Source organism: Methanomassiliicoccales archaeon LGM-RCC1 (genome assembly GCA_030168575.1).
Classification (GTDB): domain Archaea; phylum Thermoplasmatota; class Thermoplasmata; order Methanomassiliicoccales; family Methanomethylophilaceae; genus Methanoprimaticola.
In genome coordinates this window covers 284,192-305,188 of the sequence record CP115555.1, presented here as the reverse complement: position 1 = coordinate 305,188, position 20,997 = coordinate 284,192, and the positions used below count along the sequence as shown (strand labels likewise).

The 20,997-nt window shown below is 55.4% G+C and carries 23 protein-coding genes and 4 tRNA genes; 10 read left to right on the top strand and 17 right to left on the bottom strand.

Features of this window, described 5'->3' with window-relative positions; genetic code table 11:
- Position 1 precedes the first annotated feature (1 nt).
- The 3 genes from PED39_01435 to PED39_01425 all read left to right on the top strand — a co-directional run bounded on the left by PED39_01435 (position 2) and on the right by PED39_01425 (position 3,006).
- Positions 2 to 871: a chromosome segregation protein ScpA gene (locus PED39_01435; GenBank protein WII07881.1), complete on the top strand. Its 870-nt coding sequence runs from the start codon at positions 2 to 4 to the stop codon at positions 869 to 871.
- Position 872: 1 nt separating this feature from the next.
- Positions 873 to 1,373: an SMC-Scp complex subunit ScpB gene (gene scpB, locus PED39_01430; protein WII07880.1), complete on the top strand. Its 501-nt coding sequence runs from the start codon at positions 873 to 875 to the stop codon at positions 1,371 to 1,373.
- 190 nt (positions 1,374 to 1,563) lie between these two features.
- On the top strand, positions 1,564 to 3,006 hold the full coding sequence (locus PED39_01425; GenBank protein ID WII07879.1) for a hypothetical protein: 1,443 nt from the start codon (positions 1,564 to 1,566) through the stop codon (positions 3,004 to 3,006).
- Here the strand turns inward: PED39_01425 and PED39_01420 are convergent.
- From PED39_01420 to mtnA, 6 genes are all read right to left on the bottom strand, one after another.
- Positions 2,939 to 4,168, bottom strand: coding sequence for a transposase (locus PED39_01420; GenBank protein ID WII07878.1), 1,230 nt, complete (start codon positions 4,166 to 4,168; stop codon positions 2,939 to 2,941). The genes PED39_01425 and PED39_01420 overlap by 68 nt on opposite strands.
- A gap of 501 nt (positions 4,169 to 4,669) precedes the next feature.
- Positions 4,670 to 5,548: an agmatinase gene (gene speB / locus PED39_01415; GenBank protein ID WII07877.1), complete on the bottom strand. Its 879-nt coding sequence runs from the start codon at positions 5,546 to 5,548 to the stop codon at positions 4,670 to 4,672.
- The gene (locus PED39_01410) at positions 5,545 to 5,922 is read right to left on the bottom strand and encodes a translation initiation factor IF-5A (GenBank protein ID WII07876.1); all 378 of its coding nucleotides are present in this window, start codon (positions 5,920 to 5,922) and stop codon (positions 5,545 to 5,547) included. The genes speB and PED39_01410 overlap by 4 nt, the downstream gene beginning before the upstream one ends.
- 350 nt (positions 5,923 to 6,272) lie before the next feature.
- On the bottom strand, positions 6,273 to 7,355 hold the full coding sequence (locus tag PED39_01405) for a ribosomal biogenesis protein (protein ID WII07875.1): 1,083 nt from the start codon (positions 7,353 to 7,355) through the stop codon (positions 6,273 to 6,275).
- A 4-nt stretch (positions 7,356 to 7,359) separates the two neighbouring features.
- Positions 7,360 to 7,968 (bottom strand): class II aldolase/adducin family protein, encoded by a 609-nt coding sequence (locus PED39_01400; protein WII07874.1) that lies wholly within the window; start codon positions 7,966 to 7,968, stop codon positions 7,360 to 7,362.
- A complete protein-coding gene (gene mtnA / locus PED39_01395; protein ID WII07873.1) occupies positions 7,965 to 8,984 on the bottom strand; it encodes an S-methyl-5-thioribose-1-phosphate isomerase in 1,020 nt (339 codons plus the stop codon). Before mtnA ends, PED39_01400 begins: the two co-directional genes overlap by 4 nt.
- Positions 8,985 to 9,056: 72 nt before the next feature.
- Here mtnA and PED39_01390 point away from each other — a divergent pair, with 72 nt between their 5' ends.
- Positions 9,057 to 9,839 (top strand): winged helix-turn-helix domain-containing protein, encoded by a 783-nt coding sequence (locus PED39_01390; GenBank protein WII07872.1) that lies wholly within the window; start codon positions 9,057 to 9,059, stop codon positions 9,837 to 9,839.
- Here the strand turns inward: PED39_01390 and PED39_01385 are convergent.
- The 3 genes from PED39_01385 to PED39_01375 all read right to left on the bottom strand — a co-directional run bounded on the left by PED39_01385 (position 9,810) and on the right by PED39_01375 (position 11,668).
- Positions 9,810 to 10,442, bottom strand: coding sequence for a 2,5-diamino-6-(ribosylamino)-4(3H)-pyrimidinone 5'-phosphate reductase (locus PED39_01385; protein ID WII07871.1), 633 nt, complete (start codon positions 10,440 to 10,442; stop codon positions 9,810 to 9,812). The two genes, PED39_01390 and PED39_01385, sit on opposite strands and share 30 nt — an antisense overlap.
- Before the next feature lie 45 nt (positions 10,443 to 10,487).
- Entirely contained in the window at positions 10,488 to 11,543 is a 1,056-nt protein-coding gene (rtcA, locus tag PED39_01380) for an RNA 3'-terminal phosphate cyclase (protein ID WII07870.1), read from the bottom strand.
- 53 nt (positions 11,544 to 11,596) lie between these two features.
- Positions 11,597 to 11,668: transfer RNA gene (locus PED39_01375), tRNA-Gly, on the bottom strand.
- Positions 11,669 to 11,749: 81 nt separating this feature from the next.
- Here PED39_01375 and PED39_01370 point away from each other — a divergent pair.
- From PED39_01370 to PED39_01360, 3 genes are all read left to right on the top strand, one after another.
- A tRNA-Val gene (locus tag PED39_01370) sits at positions 11,750 to 11,825 on the top strand.
- Positions 11,826 to 12,199: 374 nt separating this feature from the next.
- A tRNA-Val gene (locus PED39_01365) sits at positions 12,200 to 12,275 on the top strand.
- A gap of 66 nt (positions 12,276 to 12,341) precedes the next feature.
- Positions 12,342 to 13,733, top strand: coding sequence for an aldehyde dehydrogenase family protein (locus PED39_01360; protein WII07869.1), 1,392 nt, complete (start codon positions 12,342 to 12,344; stop codon positions 13,731 to 13,733).
- Here PED39_01360 and PED39_01355 read toward each other — a convergent pair whose 3' ends face one another.
- The 6 genes from PED39_01355 to PED39_01330 form a co-directional block, all read right to left on the bottom strand.
- Positions 13,734 to 14,297, bottom strand: coding sequence for a hypothetical protein (locus PED39_01355; protein ID WII07868.1), 564 nt, complete (start codon positions 14,295 to 14,297; stop codon positions 13,734 to 13,736).
- A gap of 1 nt (position 14,298) precedes the next feature.
- A complete protein-coding gene (locus tag PED39_01350) occupies positions 14,299 to 14,943 on the bottom strand; it encodes a hypothetical protein (protein ID WII07867.1) in 645 nt (214 codons plus the stop codon).
- The gene (locus PED39_01345; GenBank protein WII07866.1) at positions 14,940 to 15,773 is read right to left on the bottom strand and encodes a hypothetical protein; all 834 of its coding nucleotides are present in this window, start codon (positions 15,771 to 15,773) and stop codon (positions 14,940 to 14,942) included. The genes PED39_01350 and PED39_01345 overlap by 4 nt, the downstream gene beginning before the upstream one ends.
- A gap of 2 nt (positions 15,774 to 15,775) precedes the next feature.
- Positions 15,776 to 16,684: an ACT domain protein gene (locus PED39_01340; GenBank protein ID WII07865.1), complete on the bottom strand. Its 909-nt coding sequence runs from the start codon at positions 16,682 to 16,684 to the stop codon at positions 15,776 to 15,778.
- Between the two features lie 40 nt (positions 16,685 to 16,724).
- The gene (locus tag PED39_01335; protein WII07864.1) at positions 16,725 to 16,934 is read right to left on the bottom strand and encodes a hypothetical protein; all 210 of its coding nucleotides are present in this window, start codon (positions 16,932 to 16,934) and stop codon (positions 16,725 to 16,727) included.
- 61 nt (positions 16,935 to 16,995) lie between these two features.
- Complete coding sequence (locus PED39_01330) at positions 16,996 to 17,388, bottom strand: hypothetical protein (protein WII07863.1); 393 nt, start codon at positions 17,386 to 17,388, stop codon at positions 16,996 to 16,998.
- 76 nt (positions 17,389 to 17,464) lie between these two features.
- Between PED39_01330 and PED39_01325 the strand changes: the two genes are divergently transcribed.
- The 3 genes from PED39_01325 to PED39_01315 all read left to right on the top strand — a co-directional run bounded on the left by PED39_01325 (position 17,465) and on the right by PED39_01315 (position 19,826).
- Positions 17,465 to 17,550: transfer RNA gene (locus PED39_01325), tRNA-Leu, on the top strand.
- 89 nt (positions 17,551 to 17,639) lie between these two features.
- On the top strand, positions 17,640 to 18,182 hold the full coding sequence (locus PED39_01320; GenBank protein WII07862.1) for a hypothetical protein: 543 nt from the start codon (positions 17,640 to 17,642) through the stop codon (positions 18,180 to 18,182).
- Between the two features lie 9 nt (positions 18,183 to 18,191).
- Entirely contained in the window at positions 18,192 to 19,826 is a 1,635-nt protein-coding gene (locus tag PED39_01315; GenBank protein ID WII07861.1) for a hypothetical protein, read from the top strand.
- A gap of 1 nt (position 19,827) precedes the next feature.
- On the opposite strand, the gene PED39_01310 is transcribed toward PED39_01315, so the two are convergent.
- Positions 19,828 to 20,196, bottom strand: a complete 369-nt coding sequence (locus tag PED39_01310) for a hypothetical protein (protein ID WII07860.1) — start codon at positions 20,194 to 20,196, stop codon at positions 19,828 to 19,830.
- Between the two features lies 1 nt (position 20,197).
- The gene (locus tag PED39_01305) at positions 20,198 to 20,935 is read right to left on the bottom strand and encodes a geranylgeranylglyceryl/heptaprenylglyceryl phosphate synthase (GenBank protein WII07859.1); all 738 of its coding nucleotides are present in this window, start codon (positions 20,933 to 20,935) and stop codon (positions 20,198 to 20,200) included.
- Positions 20,936 to 20,997: the final 62 nt, after the last annotated feature.

The window sequence follows — 20,997 nt, the reverse complement described above, 5'->3', positions numbered from 1 at the left end:
AATGGATGGGAACGTAAGGATAGAGGATTTGGAGCAGCACCTGCTGTTCCACAAGGCAATGAGCGAGAACACCGAGACCTACCAGAGGATAGGCGGATACATGGACATCCTCTCGAAGGCGGAGAACGGGGAGAGGCTCCCCGACCCCGTCGACGAGGCGATCCGTTCCGTGTTCAGCCTGGTGCTGGAGAACGGCATCGACCCCTGGGAGATCAACCTCTCGGAGTTCGTCAAGATGTACAACTCGAAGGTCGTCAGAAATGCCTTCGACATGATTGTGGCCGGAAAGCTGATGCTGATGGCATGGAAGATCCTGAGGATGCAGTCGGACTCGACCAGGACCCTCTCCGAGCCTCCGATCGAGGAGTTCGGAATGGACATCGATGACAGCTTCTTCTACGAGGATGAGGAGACCATGGTGGTCCCCGAGGTCATCCTGACCGAGGCCTTCCAGAGGGAGCCTGTGCGCCCTGTCACCATGTACGAGCTCATCGATGCTTTCGAGGAGGCCAGGGCCGAGATCGAGATCCAGCAGGAGAGGGAGCGCGTAAGGTCGCAGCTGAAGGCCAAGGAGCCGACCAAGTTCGACAACAAGGCCCACGAGGAGGACGACGCCAGGGACGTCGAGCAGGTCTGGGCGAGGATCCAGAAGCTCGGAACCGGACAGATCTGCATCGAGGACCTGTACACCAACGACCTGAAGGAGAACCTGAAGACCTTCGTCTCGATCCTCCACTTGGTCAGGGTCGGACGCCTCAACGTCTGGCAGGACTCGCTGCCCTACGGCGACATCTTCGTCGAGATCATGACCGAGGGTGCTTCCGGAACCATCGAGGACAGCATCGCCGGACGCATCGAAGCGGTGATGTGAAGTGAATGTGAAGGCCGCGGTGGAGGCGGCCCTGTACTCTGCCTCCGAGAACCTGAAGATATCCGACATAGCGGCCAAGACCAACCTCCCGGTGGAGGAGGTCAGGACAGCCGTGATGGACCTTCGCAGGGAGTACGACGACAGGGACTCCGCCATCCAGATCGCCAAGATCGGCACCGAGTACAGGATGATGCTCAGACCTGAATACACCGAGGTCACCGGCACCTTCGCCAAGGCGGAGCTGTCCGGAGGAGTACTGCGCACCCTCACGACCATCGCGTACTACCAGCCTGTCCTTCAGGCCGAGCTGCTGAAGCTCCGCGGACCCCGCGTGTACGAGGACGTGCACACCCTGGTGGAGATGGATTTCGTCGCCAGGAAGAGGGCCGGGAACACCTGGGAGCTGACCACCACCAAGAAGTTCGCCGAGTACTTCGGCATCGGAAGCACCAGGATAAAGGACATCCAGGCTTGGATCAAGGAGAGGTCCAGCAATCTCTGAAAACTCCGGATCGGCGGCAGGGAAGACCCATCCACAGTACCTGCCGGCCGGTTCGGGTTCAGAGTCTGTACAACATCAGTCATTATCCGTGCCTGGTGACCGAAGTTATTTATTAGACCATAGGTCTAAGACGTCCATTGGGTCGCCCGCTATTATTTGTGGTGCGGGCGCTGGGAATGACGGGTAAGCTATGACACTGCTTGCAGGAAGTAACACCGTAAGGGGCATAATCAACGATGAGTTGGATGTCGAGATCGCTTTGAAGATCGGTAAGACCATCGGTCTCACCTATGGGTCTCCAGTGGCCGTGGCCATGGACGGACGTCCTTCCAATATCATGCTGAAATCCGCACTGGTAGCGGGTATAATGTCCGTCGGATGCGACGTCATGGACCTGGGAATCGTTCCTACACCCCTGATGCAGTACCATATGGTCCACAATCCCGATATCAAGGCGGGCGTCAACATCACAGCTACTTTCGCCGGTCAGCAGATCAACGGTTTCAGGGTCCTGAAGGCCGGAGGAATCGAGGATCCCATCTTCGATGAGATAACGATGGATTCCATCATGGCCCAGAACAAACAGGTCCCTGCTATGGAGGTCGGCAGGATATACAAGGTCGCTGACATCGCAGAGAGCTATATCGATCACGTCATCTCCAAGGTGGATGCCGAAGCAATCCGCCAGGCCAATCTGAGGGTCTGTGTAGACTGCCGTAATGTGGCGGTTGCGAAGATCATATCCGGTCTCCTCATGAAGCTATCGGTCGACCGTCTGACCATCGGCGGAGACAGCTCCGTCATGGACAGGGAGAGGATGATCAAGCTCGGGGACATAGTGAAGAGCCAGAATCTGAATCTAGGTATCGCAATAGAGATGGATGCGGACCATTGTCTATTCGTCTCGGAGGACGGAAGGCCTGTGCAGGGAGACAAGAGCTTCGCCATTTTCGCGAAGAACATGCTCGCCGAGAACAAGGGAAAGGTCGTCATGCCCATCAACTCCTCTACGCTGATGGAGGATGTCGTCAATGAAAACGGCGGACTAGTCATCTTCTGCACCATAGGCGAGCAGACCGTCGTCAGGAAGGTCAAGGAGAACGTGGCGGTGTTCGGAGGGGACATCTTCGGTTGCACCGTGATCCCTAGCGAGATCCAAACATGCGATTCCATCCTGGCGATGGCAAAGATGCTGGAGATCGTCGTGAAGGAAGGGCCGATGTCCAAGCTGGTCGAACCGTTCCCCACTTATTGCATCTCCAGAGGATCGTTCGAGTGTCCCGAGGAGGAGATCAACGGGATCCTGGACAGGTTCAAGGCCGAACACGAGGGAGAGAGAATGGAGCTCGTGGACGGCATCAAAGTCTTCAACGACAAGGGATGGATCCTCGTCAGGCACTCCAACGTGAAGGGTGTGATCAAGCTGTACGCCCAGTCGGACAGTTACGAGACATCGGACACATGGATCCGCGAGACCATCGAGAATCTCTCTAACCTGACTTTGACACATCGCAGCGATCCGGCTGACCGATCGGTGAAGGTCTCTGTACGTGCCTCTCCGCCTATCATGGCGGTCGGCGATTCGTCCTTTGCAGGAACGGGGTGGCCGGTCCACCCCTGTGAAGTATATTGATTGCCGCATTGACATCCCTGTCCACGGTGAGGCCGCAGCAGGGGCACATATGTATGCGGACATCCAGCTTCTTCTTCACTTCCGCTCCGCATCGGGAACACATCTGGGAAGTCCCTCTGGGATCGACTTCGATCACCCTCTTGCCGGCGCATTCTGCCTTGCTTTGGATCCTGTTTCTCAGCAATCCCAGGGAACTGTTGACGAAACCGCGGGTCATGCTCTTCGATAACGACCTGTTCCACAGCTTCTTCACGTTCAATTTCTCCATCACAATGATGTCGTTGTTGTCCACTATCTCCTTCGATATCCTCTCTATGTTCTCCTTCCTTTTGTTTGCCATTTTCTCATGGTGATGCCTGAGCCTGCTGCGTGCCTTCCTCTCCTTGACAGGATCACAGCAGTCCTTGGACAGCCTTTGACTGAGCTTCTTCAGTTTCTTCAGATCGTTCCGCATGTCGTTGCTGTGGTCGTAGGTCTTACAGTACGATGTTGCCGCTATGTGCCTTATGCCCATATCCACTCCGACGGCCTTGGGCTCCGAGTGCTCCTTGGGCTCTTCGGCTGGGAATTCGTAAGAGATGCACGCGTAGTATTCCATATGGGTGCCCATGTCCTTCCTTGATATGATGCAGGTCTTCGGCTCCCCCGGCAGAGGCGTGTCCTGGTTGTAGCACCTTATCAGCCCCTTGACCTTCCCCAGCCTCAGCTTCCTGACCCTCTTCCCGTTTACATTTACAGCATACTCCAATCCGAAGTCCCTTTTGGAAAGATGGGCGTAGGAATCGTACCTACCCTGCTTCCTGTACCTCGGCCATGACATGTTGATCGGGGATCCGGCAGGTATGGTCCCTTTCGCCACGGCCCTGTCCCTCTTCCTGACCGCGTTCTCCCTGCATTTGGAACAGGCCTGATGTACCCTTCTCGATACGTCGTTGTGGGTCATGCTGTGCATCTTCCGGAAGCACGGCCACATCTTCCTTAATTTGGTGCAGAGGTTGTTCATCTCGAACTCAGATAGGATCCTCTCCTCCTCGGCATAAGCCAGTTTGTTGGCAGTGATGAGGTAGTTGAAGACGTACCTGTTGTAGCCGATGGTGCAGTCTATCATATCCCTTTGAGTAGCATTGGGCTCGATCCTCATCTTGAGCACTTTGTAGCACATCGTCGGATGAGTCGTATCTTTAGAATATAATTGTGCGTCCGGTTCGTCGGTCCCTATCCAGAAAATGCATGTTTATGTTCATCATAATAAACGCCGTATCATTCAATGGAACGTCACCGCTTGTGTTGCGCGATGACCATTCAGAGCATTTTCCATCCTTTGAAACAACTTCATTCGACACATGATCCGTTCGGTCCAGACGTCCGAGGACCCGGATTATTCTCGTTTAATCCGAGACGGAATTTGACAGCTGATGCCCGTTAGGAACATTGAATGGATGAGCGGTCCGTTGGTTCTTGATTTCCGATATAACTCAAGTCAGGAATGGGTGTCGATCCGTATCATATCGCCTGATGTGTCCAATCAGAGATGTCCTCCACGGTTCGATCCTGCTCCATATCGACAACTGTCAAATTCTGTCGGTTCCCGTTTTTTAGAATAATGATTGGCAGATGTGTCAAAGTCAGGTCTCTAAGAAAGAGCAGGAAGAGAAGGAAGCGGTCACTGCCTGAGATTCTTGGCGTGGACCGCGATCGCTTCGTTGATAAGCCTTGCACCCAGTATGGCCGTTATGCCCGAAGGGTCTGCCGGAGGACATACCTCGCAGACATCGAATCCAACGAGTCTGTCGCCGACCGCATTGATGACCTTCTTGACGTCGTAAGGATGGAGTCCGAAAGGTTCTGGAGTGCCGGTTCCGGGCGCGTATGCAGGATCGATTCCGTCGATATCGATGGTGAGGTAGACGTGCTCGTGCTTGACGCTGTCGAGAGCCTTCTTGATCGCCCAATCGATGCCGTTGTCGAAGATGTCGTAAGCGCTTATGAACGGGATGACATCGTCCCTGTCCAGCTCTTCCTCTCCGATGGCGCGGCAGCCGAGGACGAAGGTGTTCTCGATGCCTACGTGTTCTGCAGCGCGCCTCATGATGCAGGCATGGCTGAGCGGTGTCCCGAGATACTCGTCCCTGGAGTCCAGGTGGGCATCAATCGAGATGACGGCGATGTCGTCCTTGTCGAAGTTCCTGACCACAGGAACATTCACAGAATGCTCCCCGCCGATGGTGATGGGGAACTTGCCGTCCCTTATGGCAGGGCCGACGGCGAAATCCACTTCCTGGACCATGTCCTCGGGGACGACGAAGTCGTCCACGTTACCGTAGTCGCAGATGGCCGGCAGCTCCTGATGGATGCCGTGCTCGAAATGGATCTCCTCAAAATTATAGGAGGCCCGCCTGATGGCGGTGGGTCCCTCCCTAGCGCCTGCCTTGAAGCAGGCGGTATGATCATACTGGACTCCGAATATGACGACCTCGGACTCCTCATATTCAGAGTCCGCTCCGGCATACCCGAGTCCGTATGATATTTTACCAGTCCTCACATGAACTTGTATCTGCCCATGGCGTTGAGGTACAGAACCTCAGCACCCTCCTCGATCTTCTGCTCTGCGTCGTCGTTGATGACGATGGAGAGGTTCTCGAAGGTCTCGAGGTCCATGACGAGGGCTTCCTCGCCGGTGATGGACAGGATCTGTCCCTTCCTCTTGTCGATCATGGGGACCTGGACTTTTGTACTGACAGGTCCAACGATGGATTTCTTTGCTCCGGTGAAGATGCTGACTGCATCGATGTTCGCCTTTGCGGATCCGTGCTTTCCAGGCTTGGAGGTAGTGATCTTGACGATCTTACAAGGCTCCTCGTCAACATTGACGTACCTTCCCTCTTTCAGCTCTCTGATCTCTTTCATCTCCCACATTGGTTTCACTATCCTTTGGATTATTCGATCCAGCTTTATGGCCGGAAGTTCACTTCCCCATTGGAAGCGAACACATGCAAGTCGTAAACGGTTACAGACCTCATGTTATCTGGCTTCCAGGATGCCGTCTGTAATTATAATGTTATGCGCGCGTTAATGACGGTCGAATTACATGAACGGTCTGGGTCGGATCGATGATGAGGAGCTCTGTTCGGCCTTCCTTTCTGCATGCATCTATCGACGTTAAGATGGAAGATGCCGGTAATTCGTACCTCTTTCCCGATTTTTTAGTAAGAAACGTGACGGGGAATTGACCAACTTACTATATTCTCGAAAAAATAGTAAGTAAATCAGCGCCTTCTCAGTTTTCCCCGGTTCTTGCGCTTGTTCTTCTTTTCGGGGACCTTGGGCGGATCGGGATACCTGCGCTTGATGTCCTCGACCCTCGCCATAAATTCCTTGTTCAGATCGTCGCCGCAGAATTCCCCGTGGTATTGATCGACCTTCGCGGCGATGAGGATCTTCCCTGCCAACGCACGGGCTATGTTGCCTCTCTGCCAGTAGGGGGCCTTGTGGACCTCAGGATGCTGGTAGATGATACCGTGCTTAGGGCCCTTCTTGCCGGACTTCAGATGTCTGAACATCGCCCTCTCCGCTCCCAGCAGCTGGACCGTGGAAGAGGGAAGTGTGGAGAGTCTCTCGAGTCCTCCAGACAGCGAGATCAACCTTGCCGCCAGAGGCCCTCCGACTATGGCGCACATGTTCGGACAGGTCTCCTCCACGATCTCCTGGATGTAGGCCTCGGTGCGCTCCTCGTCATCGTATAGGCGGTATAGCGTGTCGGCCAGGTCCATGACGGCGCGCATGTCGTTGTCGTTGAAGTCCGCACCTATCGATTGTATGTCGATGCCCAGCTCCTCGATGATAGCATCCCTGTCGCCGTATCTTGCGATGAGGTCAGCGTACTTCGAGTCCTTGGCGTAGTCAGCGAGCTCGGGGAAGTGCATCCCGTACCACTCGTGGAGCCTCTCGTTGTAGAGGTTGATCGTGGCGATCTGGTCGTCCAGGTTCCTGATCGCTTGGACCAGGTTCTTGTCCCTGGGGACGGGTTCGGATGTCCTGAGCTTCCCGAGGCCCATCATGACCTCGTGCATGAACGCATCGTCGTATCCGAACTTCTGAGGGGTGAGGAACGATGAGTCGAACAGCTCAGGCTTACCGAGTTCGGATTGTCTCCTGTCCCCGACCATGAGCTTCTCAGATACCTTCGCAGCGAGCTCCCTCTCCTCATCGAGGATGCCTCCTCTCTGGACGGCGGCGAGCTTCTCAGCGACCACCTGTGCGTCCTTGGGCATCAGCCTCTTGTCAACGATGCTGTGTGATCTCTCATCGATGAGGAAAACTCCGAACCACTTGGTGACCAGTATCGCCATGTTATCACATCTTGGAAAGTTTGGTTATCTCCCTCTTGGGGAGGTCGGTGACATCGTCGCCGCAGAGGAGCTGGAGTCTTGCCTGGAATTCCAGTTCCTCCATCCTGTTGTAGGCCTCCTCGAGGGTGCGTCCCTGAGTGAGGGCGCCGTGCCTCTCCATGAGCATGGCCTTGCAGTGCCCGTACTCGGCCACCGCATCGACCAGCTTCTTGGATCCGGGGGTGTAGTAGCCGATCATCGGCACGTCTCCCAGCAGAAGCACTCCCTCAGGGGTGATGTTGCTCTTGATCTTCTGTCCCTTGACAGCGAGAGCGACGCAGTGGAGCGGATGGCAGTGGACAATCGCATTGGTGTCCAGATTCATGTTGTAGAGGGCCAGATGGAACTTGTGCTCTATCGAGGGCTTGCCATCGGAGAGCACCTTTCCCTTGGAGTCGATGAGGACCATGTCCTCGGGCTCCAGCATGCCCTTGTTCCTTCCCGACGGGGTTATGAGCACCTCGGAATCGTTGATCCTGACGCTCATGTTCCCTCCGGCGGATACCGTGAGCTGTCTGTCGTAGAGCAGCTTGCAGATCTTGACGAGCTCCTGTCTGGCGTATCTCTCGTTCATTGCTTCACCATATGGATCTCTTCGGGTTTCAATATTCCCTTCTCGGTGATGAATCCCGTGACCAGCTCCGCAGGGGTGACGTCGAACGCTGGGTTGAGCGCTTTAGAGCCGACCGGAGCGATCCTGATGTCCTTGACCATCGTGACCTCGGTCTCGGACCTCTGCTCGATGACGATGTCCTTGCCGGTCTTGGTTTTGAAATCGAATGTGGAGATGGGAGCGGCGACGTAGAAGGGAATGCCGAAGTGCTTGGCGACGATGGCCTTGTCGAAGGTCCCTATCTTGTTGGCGAAGTCGCCGTTCTTGGCGATCCTGTCCGCTCCGGTGATGATCATGTCGACTCCCTGCGACATGTAGTACGCTGAGGCTCCGTCGGGGATGATGGCATGGTCTATTCCTTCCTGGTTGAGCTCCCATGCGGTGAGCTGCATGCCCTGCAGACGGGGTCTGGTCTCTGATGCGTATACGAAGAACTTCTTGCCCTGTTCGTGGGCCTTCCTCATGGGTGCGAGGGCGGTACCGACATCGACGGTGGCCAGTGCTCCTGCGTTGCAGTGAGTCATGAGCTTCATTCCGTCCTTGATGAGCTCCGCTCCGTACTCGCCGATCTTGGTGCACTTGTCGACCATCATCTGCGCGTATCCGTCGGCGGCTTCGACGGGATCCTTCCCGTCCTTCAGCTCCTTGTACATGTAGTCGACAGCATAGAACAGGTCGTTGGCGGTGGGTCTGGCGGCCTTGATGTCCTTGGCCGCTTTGTCCAGATCGCATCCCTTCAGGGCTGCCATGCACATGCCGTACGCTGCAGTGGCTCCGATCGAGGGGGCTCCGCGGGTCGTCATGTTCCTGATGGCCTCTGCGATGTTCAGATAGTTATCGAAGTCGACAAGGACAATCTCTGCAGGGAGTTCCCTCTGATCGATCATCCTGACTTTTCCGTTCTCGAACCAAACGGCCCTGATATCGCATACTTTCCCGTTAACCGTTGCCTTCATTGGCGCACCTGTCTCGGCCATTCATTCGTGAATATACAAAAGTTATGAATTGTCTTAGCGAAACTTATATATACGAACCGCATACGGACTTTTATGGCAGAGGATAATTCGAAGTACTTCGAGTTGTATATCACTTCAGAGGGGGCGGTGCAGGTATCCAGCGATGTCAAGCTGAAGATCCTGCATGAGCTTTCAGAGGGGGACCTCTCGCTCACCGAACTCTCGAAGAAGGTATCGAAGGCACAGTCTACGATATCGGTCCACCTGGATTCCATGGTGGAGGACAAGCTGATCTCGGTCCATGACGATCTTCAGGATAATAGGAAGAAGTACTACTCCCTGATCTCGCTGCCATTCGGAAAGTCTGTTCCCTCGTCCGATGAATCAAGGGACCTGGCGTTCGGTATCCTGGGCAATGTTGCCAAGGATCCAGAGATGATGCTCAAGGCTATGCCTTGGTTCGTCTTCCTCGGATTCGACGGAGTCGGTCTCAACGTGGACCCGATGGCCAGGATACTCGGGTTCATCCACGGTGCATCCCTGTCGGGATCGTTGACCGGGAAGGATCTGGAGGAGACCATAGGCAACGCCCGCGAGTACCTCAAGAAGATGGGATTCGGAGAGGCCAGCATCTACTCCGTCAAGCCTCTGACGATCATCATCAAGAACAGCATTCCTCTGACGGAAGGCTCCGCGAACTGCATGATAATGTACGCAGCCAGCTTCTTCTGCAAGATCCTGGAGGATGCAACGGGCAAGCCCCATGAGATGGTGAGCAGCGAGGTGTTCGGAACAGACTTCAACTATCTCCGTTTCGTCCTTGAGCCCAGGATGCACAAGATCCCGTTACTGGAAGAGGGGTTTGAAGGTCAGTAAGGCCCCGTTGCCGAGCATCTCGCAGTCTTCCAGGGTCATCTTGATTCCGTTCTCGGTCACCCATCCGTCACCGTCGCAGGGCGTGGGGGCATCCTTGCCTCCGATTATCAGCCCTCCGACGAACACGGTGTAGCGGTCCACCATCTTGGCCTTGAAGAACGATGCGATGGTCTTCCCGCCGCCTTCGACGAGGATGTTCTCGATGCCCATCTCGGCCAGTTCAGTCATGACCTTCTCCAGGTCTATGGATTCTGTGCCAGCACGGATGATCTCGTCGCAGTTCCACGACCTTTCGCAGCCCTCTAGTGTGACCATGACCGTCGGTGCTCTGTCGTTGAGGACCTGAGCATCATCGGGGGTCCTTCCATGAGGGTCGAGGACTATGCGTATGGGGTTGGTATCGTAGTCCCTGTCCTTGAGGGTCAGGTGAGGATCGTCCGCTATGACCGTCCCGACTCCGACAAGAATGGAGTCGTACTGCTTCCTGAGCCCCTTCACCCTGGTCTTGTCCTCGTCCGAAGATATGCGGACCTGTGTGCGGTCGTCCCCGGCCAGTTTGCCGTCGGCCGACATTGCGCAGTTGACGTGGATGAACGGTCTCATCGATACCCTACCGATAAATGCATGAACAACGGGCTATAAATCCGTTCATCTGGGGACGAGTGCTTTGTTGTTCTCGCCAGGGGTGACGGTGAACCTGTAGACGTTGTCCTTCCTCTCGACGCCGAACTTGACGTCCAGGAATGATTCCAAGGTGTCCATCTGGCTGAGCAGGTGCTTGCTGATCCTGGAAACGCTGAATCCGCTCTTGCCCTGGGCCATCGCCATGTAGGGGAGGACCTGGTCTGCGGTGTGGACATCCATGGTGGCTCCGCTGGTCATCTCCCTGATGAGGTCGGCAGCAGCATCCTCCCCGGCCTTGTCGGCGGTGTGTCCGCGGGATGTCAGTGCGTTGCTGCCCAGCAGTCCGTTCTCGAACTCTGCGGTGAGCACGATACCTGCACCGCGGGAGTCCCCATCGGTCTTCTGGATGTCGAACTCGACGTCCGCATAGGGAGCAAGCGTCTTCTGGCAGCTTTGGATCATATCCTTGTTTATCCAATCCGGCAGACGCTGGCTGAAACAGATTCCCTTGATGCTCTTGAGCTCTCCGAGATCCACGATGTCCAGGGGCTTGATCGTGTCGATGGGGTCCAGCGTGGTGATGACGCGGCCTCCGCCCTGGGGGTAGAATCCGCGGTCGATGATCTTGACGTTCGCCTCGATGCCCATCCTCCTCATCAGAGGGAAGAGAAGGGTCTGATACGAGTCGATAGGAGGCGCCCACATGACATTGGTCCCTCCGCTTATGTCCACGGTGAGCCTCTTCCTGTGGTTCCTTCCGGCAAGCATCATGGCCTGCAGGACCAGACTCAGGCTTCCGGCCGTTCCGATGTTCATCTCGATGTCGTACTTGTGCTCGTTGCCGGGCGTGAAAAGAAGCTCGCGCGAGCCTATGGTGTTGCCCTCAACGGTGGATCCGGCCATCTGGGCCACGGCGTCCACCGCAGCGCAGTGCTGCTTGGACAGTCCGTTGGTAGGCCTGTTCTCCCTGATACGGGTGAGATGCGTGGTGATCCCGGTGACGGTAGCCATGGCTACAGAGGTGCGGACCATCTGTCCCCCACCTTCGCCTCTCGAACCGTCGATTTCCAGGACCGTCATGATGATACCATATGGGAATCTTTTAGAAAAATCATCGCTTGGGATGGTATGAGTGCGATAGCCGGGAGTCGAACCCGGGTCAGGTGCTTGGGAAGCACCGATCATAGCCGTTGGACCACTATCGCAACTGGTCTCTGAAAGCGGACTCTGAATAATAAACGTAGTCCTCGCTGTTTTTATATCAAAAGTAGCTTAGGTGTCTTTGCGGACTCGTGGTCTAGTGGTTATGACGTCGCCCTTACAAGGCGAAGGTCGCCGGTTCAATCCCGGCCGGGTCCACCATCTTTTGTCATAGTCTTTTTCTTGATCTTCCTATGCATTTTTCGGATGGATACACTTTCCTACCTTGTTTCTTCCCCTAGGTCGTAAAGCCCCGTTGACTTTGGATGCATTGGATACATGGTTTACTATCCATCAGAAAATAAATTACTCACTTTTGTACATTATTTTCTTTATCGCTAAGATTGTTTTATATACCTGTAGTGTTGTAATGGGATTATACATCCATCCATCGATGTATCCATAGACAAAGATGGCGGATGTTGGAGAACGCGGGTGGTTTATTCCTCCTTTCCTTACCACTTTCCATCCGCGTTTCTCTCCCATACTTCCTTCACTCAATGATTATATACGGCGATATGTTGAGGATTTCCAACGGACTCGTGGTCTAGGGGTTATGACGTCGCCTTCACACGGCGGAGGTCGCCGGTTCAAATCCGGCCGGGTCCACCATAGTATCTTTTGTCCAGAAATACTGACCGCAACCTTAATTGCGAACTAGTCCTATCGATGTCCATCATGGCAGACGTTCCCGATTTTCAGACCACGGAAGAAGGCAGGCAGTACGAGCAGGAGATCATGATCATCCTCAGCGCCGAGAAGAAGGATTATCCGAATTACTTCGGCGGACTGAAGATAGCCTCTGGGCATGAGTTCAAGATCTCCAGCCCCATCGATCCCACCATCGAGTACGGGATCTTCCAGGAGCCCGAGGAGGGGACCATGGAGGAGGCCGTCACCGCTGCATCCAAAGCTTTCGAGCAGTGGAGTAAGAAGTCCGCGGAGGAGAGGATCGGGTACTTCAAGGCCCTGCCTGGAGTCCTGAAGGCCAGGAGGGAACATTATGCGGCAGCGATCACCGTGAGCACTGGAATGGTCCGCGAGGATGCCCTTGCTGAGGTGGACTCCGCCATCGTCGCCATAGAGAAGATCCTAGAGGATGCTGCCAAGATCGGAAGGAAGAGTCCCTTGGGCGTATGGGCAGTCATCACCGCCCACAACTCCCCATTCGCATCTCCCGTCGCCTATTCGGTGGCCGCGATGGTGGCAGGGAACACAGTCGTCATGAACCCTTCCAGATATGCGCCAATGCCGGCACACATGTTCTACAACCTCATGGAGAAGTACAACCTTCCCGCGGGGGTCCTGAACCTCATCGTGGACAGGAAGGAGTACTCAACCGAGGCTTTGGCCAACGACATGCGCTTGGCGGGTATCGTGGCATCGGGATCCGGCGACAGGCTGGAGAACCTCATGTTCCTCCAGGTGGACGATGAGATCAGGTTCGTCAACGAGATCAAGGGAATGAATCCCGCATTGATCTACAGGCCCTCCGACATGAAGGCCACGGTCAGGAACATCATCGATTCGGCGTTCTCTTACACCGGACAGCGCCTGTACTCGTGCTCGAAGGTCATCATCACCCGTGACGACCAGGCGAAGTTCAACGAGGTCATATCCGTGTTCATGAAGGACCTGAAGGTCGACGATCCTGTGAACGACACAGCATACACCGGGCCCGTCATCAACGATGAATCCGCCGAGAAGTTCAAGGCGAAGGCGACGGAGCTCCTGCCGTTCACCATAGCGAAGGCGGCACCGGTCTCCAAGGAACTCCCCGAGAATTATGTGGCGCCCATCGTGGTAAGCGGGCTGTTCGAGGAGGACGACCTCAACTACATGGATTCCGGACTGCCCATTCTCAACGTGATGGTAGTGGATTCAGTGGACAAGATGTTCGAGGAGCTGGAGAACACCGAATGCGGTCTTTCTGCAGGAATATTCTCCAAGGATGCCAAGGTCATCGACCGCTTCAACAAGGATGCTGACGTCCCTGTGAAGTATGTCAACGAGAGCAGCAGGACGATCAGGCCCGCATGCACGGTGAGCCTCGACGCATTCCACAGTTGATCAGTTCGTCTTGACGTTCCAAGTGCAGCCTTTGGCAGCTGAAACCAGGGAGGACATCTCGCTCTTCTTCAGGGGATCCTTCCGATCCTGTCTGAGGACGATCATGGAGCATCCTTTGCATTGATCGCCAACGGCCTTGACGCTGTCGGCATCGTGTTCCTTGGCGTTCAGTGTAATGGCGAACTTGCATCCGTTGTCCTTCAGGATCTCGATGCAATCCTTCTGTTCATCAGTGAGCGATTTGCCTATGAGGATGTTCGCCGCATGCACATAGCCAGCACCTACCAGATCATCCAATATCGAAGGGTCGCGTCCGTCCGTGACGATCAGCACTTTCATGCCTCTAGGTTTCACGGATTTGATGAGCTTGTAGGTGTCATGCGAAGACAGGGGATCGGAATCAGAATCGACACCAAGGTAGTCCAAGGATTCCTTGTCCGTTTCCAATGTCGTTCTGATCTGATCAGTGTCGGCCTCTTCACCGTCCTCGGACAGATGGATGACCGCCATGAACTTGTCGGGTACGGTGACCGTGTCGATCCTTGAGAATCCGGTTATGTGCAAATCAATACCTCAGGGTATCAAGGAGGGTACTGAGGACATCGCAACAGTCCCTGTCCAGATCATCGGTTATCACCGCAACGTCATCGCTTGAAAGAAGGGCCACGGAGGCCATGCTGAGGGCGTATTCCCCGGACCATGTTCTGATGGCCGGGAAGATGAACTCGGTCCCCAGCAGATTCAGCACGCGCTTGAGGTATGTGTAGGTCTCAAGACATTGCTTCATGTTCTTCACCATCGGGTCCAGCAGGATCTCCTGAACGCCCATCTCCTTCGCCCTCAATCCCAGGTCGACCAGGACCTCCGGATCCTCCTCGCTTATGCACAGTTCGGTGTCGAAGGCACTTGCGATCTCCGCATAGCGCTCCAGATTGTCCCTGTTCGCTCCCTTTATCGTCACGAAGGTAACGTCGATGCTCTCCACGGCCTTGAGGATGACCTCAGGTTCTTCCGATTCCAGGATGATCGATTTCTTCCAGATCCCCCGGACCAGTTTGGCCACGGATACGAAGGGCTCCTCCGAGAAGCTGTCGTTCCTGATGCATATGCAGTCGGGGACGGAAAAATTGTACTTGGCTTCCTCGATATCGGCGACCCTCTTGCGGATATCGTCCTCCTCCATGAGGTCAGAAATGGACACCGCGATCATAGGTCTGCCAACTCCTCCCCGTACACGCGGGCCATGTCCGCGGAACCTGGGGATTTCACTATTATCACATCGGCCCCTGCCATCATAGCGGTCAGTGCGGCCGTTGCCTCTGCCATGGTGCCAACCCTGGCCGGGAGGAATATCTCCTCATCCTCGTACCAGGTCGTGGACACGTCGCATACGATGTTGTGTCCGAATCCTTCCATTCCGAGCAGGCCGTCCTCGCGATAGGACATGATCCTGTCCCTGAGGTCCTTCATGCCTCCGCCTTCCCTTGCCCTGCCGAGATCCACCAGGACCTTCTTAGCACCCCTTTCCTTCATCTGCTCGATCATCCGCTGGGGGTCGTCATCGCATACGGCCACGACGATGTGCTCTCCGCAGCAACCGGCCATCTCCAGGCTCTGTTCGCTGTCCAGGCAGTTGATGATCAGCACAGTATCCTTGATGCTCTCAGCAGTGCTCACGAGGATGTCAGTATCGCCGGAGATCATGATGGGCAGCCTGGTCCTCTGAGAGATCCTGGCCACCAGTTCGGGGGAATCGTCCCTGCTCAGCCTGAGGCATACTCCGTCAGCCCCGAGCTCCTTCCACATGACGGCCCATTCCTCGATGTCCTTCTCACGTCCGGAGAACATTGGTTCGACTTCTTTAGGGTAGCCGGTGATGTTGTCATAGGTCTCTCCGAAGATGACAGGCCTTCTGTGTCTGGCCCCGTCCAGATCCAGGAACGCAGGGCTCCTTGCCCCGCCTATGAGATAATCCCCTTTTCCTATCGCGAGCTCTTCGATCTCCGCAGGGTAAGTGCGGGACACATCGGGGAGCTGCATGATCACATCAACTCGACGAACTCTTTGAGGACGAATACGCCGTTCAGGTTGTCCAGCGATTTGGGCAGGAGGTCCCTGATCTCGGATGCGGTCTTGTTGCTCTTGCAGATGTCCATGACCAGCTCGAGGCTCATGGTCTCGTAGCAGATCTTGACCTTGCTGAAAACGGATATGAGGTTGACGTTCCAGTCAGCGATGCCATCCAGAGTCTGTGTGATGCTTCCGGGGCAGTCGGGGATCTCCATCGAGACCTTGACAAGCTTCGTCTCCTCCTTGAAGAGCGTGATGGAGCAGATCCATGAATCGGCATCCATGGTGATGAGGACGTTCTTACCGTCGAGGTTAGGCAGGATGTCGCCGTAGACCTCCGCGATGTCGAAGCATCCGTTCTTGATTGTGGTGGGGTATCCGCGCCTGATCTCCTCCTTGCCGGTCTCCTCGACCTTGCCCTTGAACAGCCTTCCGATGTCGGCGGGCTTGATCTCGATCCTCTTGATCTTGGAGACGGAAGGGTCGTTGTTGTGCTTGAGCTCCTTGAACTTCTCGAGGAGCAGCTCTCCCTCTCCGGCGAAGTTCATGTCGGCCATGAGCTTCCATACGATGACGGTGTCGGATATTCCGTTCAGCGAGACCGAGTTCAGGATGTTGATCTCCCTCTCGGCCAGGAAATGCGCGGCCTGGGCACTGGATCCCGGGACGTCGTCCAGGTACATCGTGATGTGCGTCAGGGTGCGGTAGTTCTCCTGAGGGAACATGGAAAGCATGATCTCGTAGTTTTTGGGACCCTGTTCCGGATGCTTGAAAAGCGTGCTGTAAACACATCCGCCGTCGACGATACCAATCGTGTCCGATATCCAGTTGTCGACCTTGATCGATGAGCCATTGACCTTCGCGAATTCCCAAATCTTCATGGAGACACTTCGAGAGTGGATAGCCCTATCCGTATAAACGTTATCGTTTGGGGTTCTTCAGGTCGAATTGGTTCTTGGGGGAAGTGAGGGGCTGCGTCCACACGGGTTGCTCCTTCGATTGGTATTCCATGTCCTCCGAGATGTTGTGGAGGCTTCCCGCATAATCCCTGTCGGATGCGATCCTGCGGATGATTTGGGAATCATCGCCGGAGCGCTGCTCCATGCCGGACTTGCAGAGAGCTTCGTCCATGAGGTCGGCCGCTTCGTTGAGGAGTCTCTCCGCCTTCCTGAGCTTCTCTATCCTGTCCGTTTCAGTCCCTCCTGGTGATGATGTACCTGGCGGGTCTGGTCGCCCCGCTCTTGGCGTTGTATCCGCATCTGCTGCAGATCCTCGAGAGCTCTACAGTATCTCCGTCGAGAGTCATGTTCCTGATGGATTCGAGCTGTCCTCTGCACACGGGGCACTTCACGTAATCCATCGGAGCGTCGGTATGGGCGTACCTGATCTCGAGGTTGAAGAGCCCGTTCTTTATGCCCACCTTCCTGATGCGCTCCCCGCTGACACGGAAGTTCTCGTCGACGCACATCAGCTCCGTCTGGACCAGTTCGTTCAGGACGGTCTGGGACCCGATCCTGGGCGAACGTGTGAGACAATTGTCGATCGCCTTCGCGATCTCGTAATCCTTCGGGATCCTGTAGGACATCGTCAGGGAATCTCGTTCCAAATATATTGACGATGGGGGTTGTGTTTATGTAGTGCGATGGATTAGACTGCCTTGCGCGGGGGTAGCCGAGTTGGCCAAAGGCGCGGGACTTAAGATCCCGTCCTTAGTGGTTCATGGGTTCGAATCCCATCCCCCGCACCACGGCTGTTCCTTTTACGGCGTGTGGGTGCTCGCGCGTGACGGCTGCTTTTATATGATGAGGTCATTCGAAACCTCACGGAGTAATTGTCTTGCCCGGTGAAAACAAGAAAACTAAGACTGTTCAGAAGCCCGCGGCCCAGAAGTCTGCCGCATCTAAACCGACGGCCCAGAAGCCCGCTGCTCAGAAACCGGCAGCGCAGAAGCCCGCTGCTCAGAAACCGGCAGCACCCAAGACTTCCACGAACAAGCCCATGGTCCAGAAGCCCGTTCAGAAGGTAACGGTACAGAAGCCCGCCGTCCAGAAGACGCAGGCCAGCCAGTATGCGGGTGCGAAGGACACGGCGAAGAAGAACAAGCCTGTGAAGACGAAGGAATCCACCAAGAAGCAGTCCATGCTCAACACGCACAAACTGGCGCCGTTCAAGTACGACATGAACGAGATCCTCTCCGAATCCAGGATGGACCCGGCAAAGGCATCATCATTTTTGGCATCCGTTATAGCAAAGGCATCCCGCATCTCCACGAAGGCCGCTAAGGAGTTCGTGAAGACCTTCCTCGATGCCGAGGATATCACCAAGGAGGAGTACGACAAGATCTGCAAGCTCCTCGACAGGTACAGCAAGTTCCGCTGAGGTGTCCACATGGCATCGGAAGAGGTCCTGCGCAAGACCCTCAAGAATGCGGACGGCAAGCCTTTCCAGAAGTACAAAGGTATTCAGAACAACTTCGTCCTGGAGGACTTCGAGATCATCTTCGACGATGTCCAGAACGACAGGATGGGACACACCGCGATACGCGTCAGGGTGCCCCACAAGAAGGCGGGATTCCCCGAGGACATGTATGATACCAAGCTCAGGGAGATCGCCCTGAGGGACCTCATAGCAAGGCGTTTCAGGGAGTCCGCACGCACGCATGCACGTTCACCCATACCGAAGACCTCCGGAGGAGAGGTATTCATACCCCGTCCAGGGCAGGAGATCCTGGAGAGGGGAAGCGTGGCAATATCGCCGTATTTCATCGAGGTGCGTTTCACAGCGGACCTTCCGGCGAACGGCAACAAGGTCAGCGCAGTGGCGATGGACCTCCTCATGGAGAGGATCAAGACGATCATCTCGGAGTCTCTCTACTTCTCCGCCTACAAGCAGTCCAAGGTGTACAACCATCTCCAGACCTATGAGAACGCCGAGTTCATCAGGGAGAATCTGGACTCCAAAGGGATCGTAGCATTCATCGCTGATGGATCCGTCCTTCCGAGAAGGGATGACGATCTCGCGCCGATGGTCGACGCAAAGGAGTTCGTATCGGATCCCGCGCTAAAGGTAACATTCGATGTCCCTTACGGAGAGCCCATCAGCGGTATGGGCATACCGAAGGGATTCACGGCCGTCACAGGTGCGAGCAGGAACGGTAAATCCGCTCTGTTGGATGCCATATTCGCAGGCGTCTACGATCACATACCCGGCGACGGGAGGGAATACGTCATCACCCCCAGGGATGCCGCATTCGTCATGGCCGAACCCAACCGTCCGGCCGATTCCGTGGACATCTCGATGTTCGTTCCCGAGACCCCGGAGTTCGATGACACATCGGCAGCCAAGAAGGAGTTCGTATCCTCGCCCATGTCCGAGTTCGTATCCGTCTCCGAGGCTGTCGAGATGGGTTCCAAGCTCATACTCATCGATGAGGAGTACTCCAACCCATGCGTCATGAGGAAGGGATTCCTGGCCGACAACGAGAAGATAATCTCATTGTCCGAAATGGGAAGCTCAATGGGCAGGCAGGGCATATCATTGGTGATGGTCTCAGGCGATGAGAGCGTCATCAGATCGGCCGACAATGTCCTTGTCGTGGAAGGTTTCAAGGTATCCCCTGCGAAGGTCGAGAGGACGGGAAACGGTAAGGAATTCAGCATGCCCTCGGACAGGTATCCGGTATCCAAAGGGATCGTCTACGAGAAGGGTCACAGGGATGTCAACGTGACCGCCCAGGAGATCAGGACGATCGAGATCGGCGAGTTCAAGGTCCATGCTCCTGTGGCGGCGCTTTTCGACATCTCACAAACAAATACGGTTGCCGATGCGATTGCCTACATGAAGGAGCACATGGACGGTTCCAAGAACATGCTGGACGTCTGCAAAGATGCCATAGGGGCCATCAAGGCCGAGGATGATTCCACGGACAACGGATCAGGCATGCATCACGCCACGATCAGAGCGATCGATCTGGCAGCGGTACTGAACAGGCATCCTCAGATGCTCGCGATCCAGAAGAAGTGAATCATCTTCTGTTGTAGGAGTCGGAGAAGCGGTTGAAGACATTCTGCGCATAGTTGGTCATGTGCACCTGGTCCTGCTTCGCACCGGGGTTGTTGTCCGGGACGATGAATCCCTTGATGGGATATTCCTTGTCGCAGTGGGGGCATCTGACGTTGGGGCAGTTCTGACTCGCTTTGGGGCAGTATTTGCATGCCACGGCCCTGGACTGGAAGAGGCTGAACTCCTTTCCGCAGTTGGGGCAGAGGTACCTGCGCGCAGCTACTTTCAGGTCGTTGTTGATTCCCGCTGCCCTCTCCTCCGGAGTATTCCAGATGAACTGGCGGGGAGAGATAGGGGTGTTATAACTGGGGGTGTCGGGATCGTATGCCATCTCAGATTCCCTTGGCTGCAGAGACAACAGCCTTGAGCTCCTCTGCGGAAGCTCCCTTCTCAATCATGGTCCCGGTGACGATGACGTCCGCTCCGGCGACCCTTGCCGCTGCGGCTGCCTCGGGTGTCCTGATTCCTCCTCCGATAATGAGGGGGATGTCCACGTACTTCTTGATTGCGGCGATCATCGCGGGAGGTACGGGCTTGTCAGCTCCGGACCCTGCCTCGAAGTAGGCGAATTCGAATCCGAACATCTTGCAGGCCATGGCGTAGGCGACCGCCTTCTCGATCTCATCCTGTCCGACGAGCTTGGCGCTGCTTACGCGGGCGACGGTCATTCCGGGTTCGACGATGACGTATCCCATGGGGAAGGACTCCAGTCCGAGCTGAGCAATGACGGGTGCTGCAGCCACCTGCCCGAAGGTGATAAATTTGGGGTCCGTAGAGTTGACGATCTGCATGAACAGTACAGCATCGAGCTCCTTGTTGAGGGAATCCGGGGGTCCTCCGAAGAGGACGACGGGAAGACCGGAAGCCTCCTTGATAGCCTTGGACGTTGATGAGAGGTTCTCTTTGGTGATACCGCTGGAACCGCCGACGAAGATGATGTCTGTGCCCGCCTCCTTCATTGCCTTTGCAAGCTCGGCCGCTCTCTCTGGGGTCTGCTTGTCGGGATCGATGAGTGCAGCATGCACAGTTCCGTTCGCAATCTTGTCGAGCATGTATTGTTTGACTGTCATTTCAAATCACGCCATTGGGTCCTGCGGGCCCTTCGTCGACCTTAGTATGTTGAGGTCATATT